9 protein-coding genes are annotated in these 11,000 nt (G+C 46.5%); 7 read left to right on the top strand and 2 right to left on the bottom strand.

Annotated features, from left to right (window positions below; genetic code table 11):
* Positions 1–66: 66 nt before the first annotated feature.
* Both mrcB and hrpB read right to left on the bottom strand, forming a co-directional pair.
* The gene (gene mrcB, locus R7R78_RS11885; RefSeq protein WP_005380020.1) at positions 67–2,439 is read right to left on the bottom strand and encodes a penicillin-binding protein 1B; all 2,373 of its coding nucleotides are present in this window, start codon (positions 2,437–2,439) and stop codon (positions 67–69) included.
* Positions 2,432–4,900, bottom strand: a complete 2,469-nt coding sequence (hrpB, locus tag R7R78_RS11880) for an ATP-dependent helicase HrpB (protein WP_225473648.1) — start codon at positions 4,898–4,900, stop codon at positions 2,432–2,434. The genes mrcB and hrpB overlap by 8 nt, the downstream gene beginning before the upstream one ends.
* A gap of 66 nt (positions 4,901–4,966) precedes the next feature.
* On the opposite strand from hrpB, the gene sfsA reads away from it, so the two are divergent.
* The 7 genes from sfsA (at position 4,967) to panC (ending at position 10,913) form a co-directional block, all read left to right on the top strand.
* Positions 4,967–5,683 carry a DNA/RNA nuclease SfsA gene (gene sfsA, locus R7R78_RS11875; protein WP_017635909.1) on the top strand — a complete coding sequence of 239 codons (717 nt, stop codon included), beginning with the start codon at positions 4,967–4,969 and terminating at the stop codon, positions 5,681–5,683.
* A gap of 136 nt (positions 5,684–5,819) precedes the next feature.
* Positions 5,820–6,266, top strand: a complete 447-nt coding sequence (dksA, locus tag R7R78_RS11870; protein ID WP_005386584.1) for an RNA polymerase-binding protein DksA — start codon at positions 5,820–5,822, stop codon at positions 6,264–6,266.
* 95 nt (positions 6,267–6,361) lie between these two features.
* A complete protein-coding gene (gene gluQRS, locus R7R78_RS11865) occupies positions 6,362–7,225 on the top strand; it encodes a tRNA glutamyl-Q(34) synthetase GluQRS (protein ID WP_005386586.1) in 864 nt (287 codons plus the stop codon).
* A gap of 102 nt (positions 7,226–7,327) precedes the next feature.
* A complete protein-coding gene (gene pcnB, locus R7R78_RS11860; protein WP_225473645.1) occupies positions 7,328–8,695 on the top strand; it encodes a polynucleotide adenylyltransferase PcnB in 1,368 nt (455 codons plus the stop codon).
* On the top strand, positions 8,692–9,177 hold the full coding sequence (gene folK / locus R7R78_RS11855; RefSeq protein WP_017635910.1) for a 2-amino-4-hydroxy-6-hydroxymethyldihydropteridine diphosphokinase: 486 nt from the start codon (positions 8,692–8,694) through the stop codon (positions 9,175–9,177). Before pcnB ends, folK begins: the two co-directional genes overlap by 4 nt.
* Before the next feature lie 24 nt (positions 9,178–9,201).
* Positions 9,202–9,996, top strand: coding sequence for a 3-methyl-2-oxobutanoate hydroxymethyltransferase (gene panB, locus R7R78_RS11850; protein WP_005386592.1), 795 nt, complete (start codon positions 9,202–9,204; stop codon positions 9,994–9,996).
* An 11-nt stretch (positions 9,997–10,007) separates the two neighbouring features.
* Positions 10,008–10,913 (top strand): pantoate--beta-alanine ligase, encoded by a 906-nt coding sequence (gene panC, locus R7R78_RS11845; protein ID WP_005380005.1) that lies wholly within the window; start codon positions 10,008–10,010, stop codon positions 10,911–10,913.
* The last annotated feature ends 87 nt before the right edge of the window (positions 10,914–11,000 follow it).

Raw genomic sequence — 11,000 nt, 5'->3', positions numbered from 1 at the left:
TAACACGCCCTAATATGTACTAAGAATTAATCAGATAAACAAGCTAATGTTGTTGATTTGGCGATGCTACCAATCAAATATGCTATTTAACCAGTTTGATTTCTTCTCACACTGTTGCTTTATCTGACCGGTTTTATCCCAAACCGGCAGTTTGTAATCACTACGGCAGTTCATTTCTAAACCTCCATCAGATGTAGGCTTGAACCCTAATGTGGTGATTTCTCTTGGCCATGGGAGCTCTAAGCGCTCAGGAATACGCTGCTTCAAGTACTCTGCGTACACTCGTAATGCACCACTCGACCCCGTTAGATTCACGGGTTTATTATCGTCGCGGCCTAGCCAAATTGTCGTCACCTCACGACCATCAACACCGACAAACCAACTATCGCGGTTGTCATTACTGGTACCCGTTTTTCCTGCCAATGCAGCCCAACCAAACTGGCTTTGTAAGAAGCGGCCAGTGCCTTGAGCAACCCCTTGTTTCATCGCGTAGGTCGTTAGCCATGCAGCTTGTTCATCCACGGCTCTTGATGAACGAGGCAAGGATTGATACAGCACATTACCTTCCATATCCATGACTGAGCGCAGAGCGGTCAGTTTTGCACGCTTACCTGAATTCGTCAGAGTCTGATACATCTGTGCAACTTCGAATGGCGTCAAAGAAAACGAACCCAAAAACATCGAAGGCACTGGGCGAATTTCGTCTTTGTTCACGCCCAAACGCTCTAAAGTATTGGACACTTCAGGAATGCCAAGTGCCATACCTAAGCGCACGGTTGGTACGTTAAGTGATTTCGCTAAAGCAATGTAAAGTGGCACATCACCACGATATTTTCTATCGTAGTTGCGCGGCGTCCACACGTTACCTTTACTGCTCTTCAGACTTAACGGCGTGTCGTGTAGCGTCGTGCCTAGGTTGTATTTATCCGGTTGTTCTAGAGCCGTTAAGTAAATCGCTGGTTTCACTAAAGAACCAATTGGACGACTGGCATTGAGCGCTCGGTTAAAGCCTTCATAACCGACACGTTTACCACCAACCATCGCACGGATTTCACCACTATGGCGATCAACGGCCACAGCAGCGGCTTCTAACTCTTTACCACCCCGTTTAGCTAGTTCTGGGATCTTTTTCGCGATAGCTTGTTCCATTTTGCTTTGCGATACTGGGTCCAGAGACGTAAATACGCGCAGTCCGGTCTCTGCCTTAAATCGCTCCCCAACTTTTTCTTTTAATTCAATACTCAATTGTTGGAAATAAGCTGGCTGACGGCTCGCAATACGTGGCTTGCTTTGCGTATCGAGTGGACGACTTACAGCTTGTTCATACTGCTCTGAAGTCAACATGTTTTGCTGCATTAACAGGCGCAGAACGAGATCACGACGCTCTTTCGTTCTCTCAGGGTAACGAATTGGGTTGTAGTAAGACGGTCCTTTTACCATCCCAACTAACATCGCCAGCTGATCGATTCGCAACTCCTGAATTGGCTGCCCAAAATAGTAACGCGACGCCAAGCCAAACCCGTGGATCGCTTCACCTCCACTTTGACCTAGGTACACTTCGTTTAGGTAGGCTTCTAAGATACGATCTTTGCTGTAACGGTAATCCAAAATTAGCGCGATATACGCTTCTCGAACTTTACGCCACAGTGTTTTATCACGAGTCAAAAACAGGTTTTTTGCCAATTGCTGAGTCAGCGTACTACCACCTTGAACAGTACGACCCGCCTTAATGTTCGCAACCAATGCACGTGCAATCGCGAGCGGTGACACCCCGTCATGTTGATAAAAATCCCGGTCTTCGGTCGCAAGCAGTGCATCCACCAAAATTTCAGGGAACTGATCACGACGTAAGAAAAGGCGCTGTTCATCACGGTCTTTCTCCAGCATGCCCAACATCTTCGGTTCTAGGCGCAAGTAACCAAGGTCTCCTCGAGATTCTAAAGACTGAATACGTTGCAAGCCGGAATCAGAGAAATGCAGCATAATGTGACGATCCGGCTCGGGACCATCGGCAAACTCGAATGGACGACGAATCAATTCAATCCGAGTGGAAGAAGAGGAATATTCGCCTGGGTAACGAGGTTGACTCACTTTACGGTAATTCAACACATCTAGCTCGTTGCGCAGTTCTTGGATGGTGATATTCTCACCAGGGCTTAGATTCAAGATACGGGCATAAACCACCGTTGGCAGCTCAAACAGCTGACCTTCAAAGCGTTCTTTCACCACACTATCTAAGTAAATCCCAACAAACAGCAAAACAGCGGCAAGTGCAACGCCAGCTTTCCAGCTAAACGACCACAGAACTTTCAACCACGAACGTTTCTCGTTAGTCGGCTTTTTACTCGGCGTACGTCGAGTCTGTTTTGCGGTTCCTTTATTGGTTGTACTTTTCTTCGCTGGCGCTTTTTTCGCGCTAGGCTTCTTGCTGTCAGTCATTATTCAATTGTCTTTTTGTTTTCGTTGTTGCTACATGATTGGCAGGATCATCTGGCCAAACGTGTTTTGGGTAGCGCCCTTTCATCTCTTTTTGAACGTCTTTGTAGCTTCCGTTCCAGAAAGCCGCCAAGTCCGACGTTACTTGCAATGGACGTTGTGCCGGTGAAAGCAGTTCAAGCACCAAACGCTTGCGGCCAAGAGCTACCGTTGGGGAACCACTCTCCCCAAATACTTCTTGCATACGCACCGATAATATCGGCTCGTGGCCATATTGGTAACGGATACGCTTCTTTGAACCTGTGGGTAGTTGGTAATGCTCAGGTAACCATTCATCCAGTTGTTGATTGAGTGGCCAACCTAATAGAGCATTAAGCGCTTCGACCAAGTTTATCTTGCTCAGGTCTTTAACCGAGCTGACAGACGTCATGTATGGTTCTAACCACTCCTCTAATGAATCCAGCAAACTGGCTTCATCAAACACTGGCCATGACTGCTCAGGTAACCATTCCACCGCACAACGAATCCGAGCCAACAAGCTCTCCGCTGCCGGTGTCCAGTTTAGACTCTGTAAGCCCTGGCGGCGGACATACGTGAGTAAAGCTTGTGTCATTTTTTCTTTGCCCGGGCTTGGCAACGGCTCGCGTTCAACGACCAGCAGACCGAGTTTTGTTTGTCGCTCAGCTATTAGACGGCCTCTTTTTTCATCCCAGTCCACTACTTCTTCAGACGAAAATAGCGTATCAAAGGTCGTTCGCAATATATTGACATCCAATTCACATGCCGAATGAATTTGACTTGAATTAGAATGAGAACGCATTAAGTCAACGGCAACCAAATACTCACAGCCACCTAGCATGTCTTCCTGATGACATTCTGCACCATGACCATTAGCCAAAGTAAATCGCCCAAATTGATTTGTGCGCTGCTGCGCAATGCGATCTGGAAATGCCAAACTTAACACCAGCGGTAATGCATCTTCATCCACGCCTTTCAGGTCAAATACCGTATCCAATTTGTACGCCAGAGATTGAGCACGCTTGAACAACATCGACTTTTTTGGATGAGTACCAACAAGCCAACGATGCAAGCTATGAGCGATATTGGTAACATTTCTCTCTGGCTCTTCAATCAGTGCGACCGCCGCCAAAGCAGCATTTAACATCTTATCACTGTAAGATTGCGCTTTAATTAGCATCGCAGCCGCACGAGGCTCAACGCCTAGTTCATGCGCCTGTTTTCCTTCGGACGTTAATTGCCCTTGTTCCGTCAGTAGTCCCAATGACACCAATAGCTGCTTCGCTTGTTCCAATGACGCATTAGCGGGAACATCAAGCCACTTTAGATCGTGGATATCACTCGCTCCCCAAAAGGCAAGCTCCATAACTAAACTAGCTAAATCGGAATGCAAAATTTCGGGTTGGGGAACCAGCGGTTGCTGCTTGAACTGGTTTTCAGAATAAAGACGAACACAAATGCCCTCTTCTATTCGTCCCGCTCGTCCTGCACGCTGAATCGCTGAAGACTGTGCAATGCGTGTTTGCTCTAAGCGTGTTAAACCGTTTTTCAAATCAAAGCGGGCAATACGCTCTAACCCAGAATCAACGACGAGGCGAATGCCTTCAATCGTTAGTGAAGTTTCTGCAATGTTGGTCGCTAGAACGACTTTACGCTTACCTTGTTCTGCTGGCGTAATCGCTTTTTGTTGATCTGCAAAGCTCAGTTGACCATAAAGTGGGCATACGTCGATATCATCCGCTAAATGAGACAACCGCTCTTCAACTTGTTTTATGGCACCAACACCCGGTAGGAAAGCTAACAAAGATCCAGACTCTTTGTTCATAAGACTTTCTATTGTTTTTGCCATACTCGTAGGTAAATGCTCGTTCACACCTAACGGCTGGTAGCGCATTGCCACATCAAAGCTGCGCCCTTCAGATTCAATGTAACTGGCTTCTGGCAACAACCATTGTAATGCTTGTTGGTCAAGCGTTGCCGACATTACCACCAGCTTGAGATCGTCTCGCAATGCCTCTTGAACTTCTAAACTGAATGCCAAAGCGGTATCGGCATGAATGCTGCGTTCATGAAACTCATCAAAGATCAGTAGATCAACCCCATCCAGTTCAGGGTCAGTTTGGATCATCCTGGTCATGATCCCTTCGGTCACGATCTCCAGCTGCGTTGCAGAACTTACCTTTGCCTCGCCACGAACTCGATAACCCACGCGTTGACCAACTTGTTCTCCCAATTGCTCAGCAAGATAACGGGCAATGTTACGCGCCGCGAGTCGTCTTGGCTCAAGCATGATGATTTTTCCAGCAACCGAATGATTTAAGAGTAACTGCAAAGGGAAGTAAGTCGACTTACCGGCACCAGGCGCCGCTTTTAAGATCACTTGATGTTGATTTTTGACCGCCGTCAGCAACTCAGGCATCACGGCTTCAATCGGCAATTGTGACAAAGAAAATACCTTATGGTGTAATGGTGGCAACATTGTACATAAAAAATTTTTTGTCTAAATAAGCAAATGCATTTCACACCCGCTTTAGAGTCCGCCACTCTACTCAAACGTTATAAACGCTTTCTTGCCGATATCGAGCTCGATACTGGTGAAATCCGTACAATCCACTGCGCAAATACAGGTGCAATGACGGGTTGTGCAACGCCCGGAAACAAGGTTTGGTTTTCTACTTCCGACAACCCGAAACGAAAATACCCCAATAGTTGGGAGTTGAGTGAAACCGAACAAGGCCACCGTATTTGTATCAATACCGCGCGCGCCAATCAATTAGCCGTAGAGGCTATTGAAAATAATGTCATTTCAGAGCTTTGTGGTTATGACACACTTCAAACTGAGGTGAAATACGGCAATGAAAATAGCCGAATTGATATCTTGCTCAGCGCAGACGACAAGCCAAAGTGCTATATAGAAGTGAAAAGCGTCACTCTTCTTGATGAGACCGACTCTACTGGACAAGGATACTTCCCAGATGCGGTCACGACTCGGGGACAAAAACACCTGAGAGAGCTCACAGAAATGGCACAAAATGGAAGTAGAGCCATACTTTTATTCACTGTTTTACATTCAGGTATTGAAAAAGTATCCGCGGCGCACCATATAGACGCGAAATATTCACTATTACTCAAACAAGCACAAGACGCTGGAGTGGAAGTTCTCTGCTACAAAGCTGAACTGAGCGATACTGGAATGAAGCTGATTTCCGCTATTGATTTTATCAATTAAGAGAAAAAATGATGTCGTCTTCACATTGACGATAACTTTGCGATTCAGTATTTGCTTGCACCGCCTCTTTTTGCTATAGATACCCGCCTTAAATTGACTGCGTAGCAGTTGACTAGGTGTAAGTAGGAGATGCTGTATGCCAGAATCAAAGAAGAAAACGATAGGCATCCTAGCCATTGCCGGCGTGGAGCCATATCAGGAAAAACCTGGTGAAGAGTACATGTCACCAGAGCAGGTTGAACACTTTACGAAAATCTTAACAGCTTGGCGCGACCAGCTAAGAGCTGAAGTGGATCGTACTGTTCACCACATGCAGGACGAAGCAGCAAACTTCCCAGATCCAGTTGACCGCGCCTCTCAAGAGGAAGAGTTCAGCCTAGAACTGCGTAACCGTGACCGCGAACGCCGTTTGATCAAGAAGATTGAAAAGACTTTGGATAAAATCAAAGAAGACGATTTTGGCTTCTGTGAGTCTTGTGGCGTAGAGATTGGCGTTCGCCGTCTTGAAGCACGTCCAACCGCTGACCTTTGTATTGACTGTAAAACACTTGCAGAAATCAAAGAGAAGCAAATGCAAGGTTAATCACCCAGCATTATGATTGTTGAAGGGAGCTCAGGCTCCCTTTTTGTTTTGGCTATCTTCGCACCCTATTTGTTTACTAAATTCGAGATACACGCATGACACGCTATGTAGGTCGATTCGCCCCATCTCCTTCTGGTCCACTGCATTTTGGTTCACTGATTGCCGCTCTTGGCAGTTATTTTCAAGCGAAAGCACAAAACGGAGCTTGGTTAGTACGTATTGAGGACTTAGACCCACCAAGAGAAATGCCAGGTGCAGCGCAACTTATCCTAGAGGCACTCAAGGCCTATCAGCTGCATTGGGATGGAGAAGTGGTATACCAGAGCGAACGTCACGACCTTTACCAAGCTCAAATAAACAAATGGCTCGAAAATGGGGAAGCCTATTATTGCCAATGTACTCGTAAGCAAATTAAAGAGCATGGCGGTTTTTATCCTGGCACTTGCCGCGATAAAAACTTGAAAGACGGCGCGATTCGCCTAAAAATGACCAAGCCTGTCGCTCATTTCCTCGACCAAAAGCGGGGAACCATTACTATTCCAGAGCAACTCGTTAATGAAGATTTCATTATTAAACGTCGAGATGGATTATTTGCTTATAATCTTGCGGTAGTATTGGACGACATCGACCAAGGCGTCACAGAAGTCGTGCGAGGTGCAGACTTAATCGAGCCGACAGGGCGTCAAATTAGCCTGTACCAAATACTTGGTCAGCCTGAAGTTAGCTACTTGCATTTACCATTGGCGATGGACAACAACGGCAATAAATTGTCGAAACAAAATCACGCGACGGCTATTGATATAGATACACCAAAACCTACTCTATTGCGCGCCATGACATTTTTAGGTTTCGAGATACCTGAAACCGTAAGGGCGGCCAACATAGAAGATATTCTTCGTTGGGGCTGCGAAAACTGGCGCTTGGAACAGCTTCCAGCAGAGATCGAGATCACACCGTGATTCTCAAATGGCATTGTGTAGGCTATCATTAGCCGCAAATTAGGCCCTAGAGGCGTATAAAACTAACCAAAGCAAGATTGGATTAAACCCAGTTATTGCCAGATGCACATGAATACAAACGACTATACACCAAGCGAACCTGCCACAATTCCAGAGCTCGCTCTCAATGTAATAACTCGTGAAGAGCACAACATTTCGCGTAAGCAGATCAGTGATAATGCGCTGAAGGTACTGTACCGCCTAAATGGTGCTGGTTTCGATGCTTTTCTTGTGGGTGGCGGGGTTCGAGACTTACTGCTTGGACAAAAACCAAAAGATTTTGACATTGCGACCAACGCAACGCCGGAACAGATCAAACAGCTATTTCGTAACTGCCGTTTGATTGGTCGCCGCTTCCGCTTGGCTCATATTATGTTTGGCCGAGACATCATTGAGGTTGCGACATTCCGTGGTCACCACCAAGAGCAAAAGAATAAGAGCATTTCTCAGCAATCAAAAGAGGGTATGCTGCTGCGTGACAACGTCTACGGCACCATCGATGAAGATGCTGAGCGCCGTGATTTCACGATTAACTCGATGTACTACAACATCGCAGATTACTCGATTCACGACTACGCACGTGGTATTGAAGATTTAGAAGATCGCCTAATTCGACTGATTGGTGATCCAGAAACACGCTACCGTGAAGACCCTGTGCGCATGCTGCGTGCGGTTCGTTTCGCGGTAAAACTAGACTTTGATATTGAAGAAGACACCGCAGCGCCAATCGAACACATGGCACCGTTGCTCGGTGACATTCCGTCAGCGCGTCTTTTTGAAGAGTCACTCAAATTATTGCAATCCGGTCATGGCTTAGAAACCTACCACCTACTGCGTGAGTACAACCTATTCCAGCAACTATTCCCGACGATTGCAGCGCACTTTACAGAAGATTACTCCTCTCACACTGAGCAGATGTTGGATCTTGTCCTAGATTCTACCGACATGCGCATCGAAGATGGGAAACGCATCAATCCAGCATTTATGTTTGCTGCAATGCTGTGGTACCCACTGTGTGCGAAAGCCGACGAACTGATGGAAGAGCGCAACTTAGGCCATTACGACGCCATTATGGAAGCGAGCAACATCATTCTTGACGAGCAAGTTCGCACAATTGCCATTCCAAGACGCCACACCGCAACCATTCGCGAGATTTGGCAGTTACAGCTTCGTCTTCCACGACGTAGCGGTAAACGTGCATTCCGTCTTATGGAGCTCAATAAATTTAGAGCTGGCTTTGATTTTCTTGAAATGCGCGGTGAAATTGAAGGTGGTGACACTCAGAAGCTTGCCAAGTGGTGGGAAACTTTTCAAAATGCAGGCAGAGAAATGCGTCAAGCAATGGCTGCCGACTTAGACGGTCAATCACCGAAAACAGGCCAGCGCCGCCGTAAAACTTATCGCAAGAAAAAGAGTAAGCCCAAATCATGATTACAGCGTACATTGCGGTAGGCAGTAACTTGGCTGATCCTGTCAGCCAAGCGAAGCAAGCGATTGAAGCATTAAAAACGCTGCCTAAATCAGAGTTTGTTCAAGCTTCTTCGCTATACAGCAGCACGCCAATGGGGCCACAAAACCAACCGGATTACATCAATGCGGTTGTGTCTATTAACACCAGTTTGACGCCTATTGAATTGCTCAATTGCACACAAGCTATAGAGCAAGAACAAGGGCGTGTCCGTAAAGACGAACGCTGGGGACCAAGAACCTTGGACCTCGACATTGTGCTTTATGGCAATGAGGTGATTAATTCCGAGAGGCTGATCGTTCCTCATTATGGAATGAAAGAGCGTGAATTCGTACTCTACCCTCTTGCGGAAATTGCACCAAGTTTACAACTCCCTGATGGGACCGAGGTCTCTGAACTACTGGAACAAGTAGATAGAAACGGCCTCAGTATCTGGCAGTCATAGCCAACTCCTAGTAAGGATAAAACCATGAAAAAAATGACCATCAACGACCTAATCAAGTGGAAGCAAGAAGGTCGTAAATTTGCTACTTCAACCGCTTATGATGCGAGCTTTGCCCAACTGTTTGAAAGCCAAGAAATGCCAGTACTTCTTGTCGGTGATTCTCTAGGTATGGTTTTGCAAGGTCACAACGATACTCTGCCAGTAACGGTCGATGATATCGCTTACCATACTCGTTGCGTACGTGCTGGTAGCCCAAATTGTTTGTTGATGGCAGACATGCCATTCATGAGCTACACCACGCCAGAGCAAGCTTGCGAAAATGCGGCTAAACTGATGCGTGCTGGTGCCAATATGGTAAAAATTGAAGGTGGTGACTGGCTTGTCGACACGGTGAAAATGCTCACTGAACGATCAGTTCCAGTTTGTGCTCATCTTGGTTTAACTCCTCAAGCTGTTAATATTTTTGGTGGTTACAAAATCCAAGGTCGCGATCAAGAAAAAGCAGACCGCATGGTAAAAGACGCATTAGCGCTGCAAGAAGCAGGCGCTCAAATCGTCTTACTAGAATGCGTACCAGCTGAGCTTGCTGAACGTATTACGCAAGTGCTTGACGTTCCTGTTATCGGTATTGGTGCAGGTAACGTAACAGATGGTCAAATTCTCGTAATGCATGATATGTTTGGTATTTCTGCCAACTACATGCCGAAATTCTCCAAAAACTTTCTTGCTGAAACAGGTGATATGCGCAAAGCCGTTACTAAATACATTGAAGATGTAGCCAACGGTGTATTCCCAGACGACGCTCATACCATTGCCTAGAGGATAAATGCATGCAAACTTTTGCGGAAATCTCAGCAGTTCGTGAACACCTTAAAACCTTTAAACGTGAAGGTCGTAAAGTGGCGTTTGTCCCTACCATGGGCAACCTTCACGAAGGCCACTTAACTTTAGTGCGTAAAGCACGCGAATACGCTGATATCGTTGTCGTAAGCATCTTTGTTAATCCGATGCAGTTTGATCGTGCAGACGATTTAAATAATTACCCACGCACGCTAGAGGAAGACTTAAGCAAGTTAACCTCTGAAGGGGTCGATGTGGTATTTACGCCAACACCAGAAGTTATCTACCCTGAAGGTCTGGATAAGCAAACCTTCGTCGATGTCCCTGGCCTATCAACAATTCTCGAAGGCGCATCTCGACCAGGTCATTTCCGTGGCGTGACGACGATTGTGAATAAGCTGTTTAACATCGTACAACCGGATGTCGCGTGCTTCGGCGAGAAGGACTTCCAACAACTTGCTGTTATCCGCAAGATGGTTGATGACCTAGCAATGGACATTGAAATCATCGGTGTACCAACCGTACGTGAAATGGACGGTTTAGCAATGAGTTCACGCAATGGCTTGCTTACGCTGGACGAGCGTCAACGTGCGCCTGTACTTGCTCGTACAATGCGTTGGATCAGCAGTGCCATTCGTGGTGGACGCGATGACTACGCATCGATCATCGAAGATGCAAGCGACCAACTTCGAGCTGCAGGTCTGCACCCTGATGAGATCTTCATTCGTGATGCTCGTACATTACAAGTGATCACACCAGAAACGACACAAGCTGTCATTCTGATGTCTGCGTTCCTAGGCAAGGCTCGTCTTATCGATAACCAAACGGTAGATATGGTTGTCGAAGCGAAGGAAGAAGCTGAATCTAACAATACAAACTCAGAGAGCGCAGAGTAAGCTCTGAGTCATGACCCGTCCTGATATGGGTTGACACTTTTTAACTAAAACGCTCGATGTACTTCATCGGGCGTTTTGTATTTTAAA

It is taken from the genome of Vibrio sp. 2134-1, assembly GCF_033339495.1.
This window is presented reverse-complemented; position numbering and strand designations above follow the sequence as displayed.

Coding starts and splice junctions, on each gene's coding strand:
- dksA (WP_005386584.1), top strand. CDS start 5,820: ATGCCAGAATCAAAGAAGAAAACGATAGGCATCCTAGCCATTGCCGGC.
- mrcB (WP_005380020.1), bottom strand. CDS start 2,439: ATGACTGACAGCAAGAAGCCTAGCGCGAAAAAAGCGCCAGCGAAGAAA.
- folK (WP_017635910.1), top strand. CDS start 8,692: ATGATTACAGCGTACATTGCGGTAGGCAGTAACTTGGCTGATCCTGTC.
- pcnB (WP_225473645.1), top strand. CDS start 7,328: ATGCACATGAATACAAACGACTATACACCAAGCGAACCTGCCACAATT.
- gluQRS (WP_005386586.1), top strand. CDS start 6,362: ATGACACGCTATGTAGGTCGATTCGCCCCATCTCCTTCTGGTCCACTG.
- panC (WP_005380005.1), top strand. CDS start 10,008: ATGCAAACTTTTGCGGAAATCTCAGCAGTTCGTGAACACCTTAAAACC.
- panB (WP_005386592.1), top strand. CDS start 9,202: ATGAAAAAAATGACCATCAACGACCTAATCAAGTGGAAGCAAGAAGGT.
- sfsA (WP_017635909.1), top strand. CDS start 4,967: ATGCATTTCACACCCGCTTTAGAGTCCGCCACTCTACTCAAACGTTAT.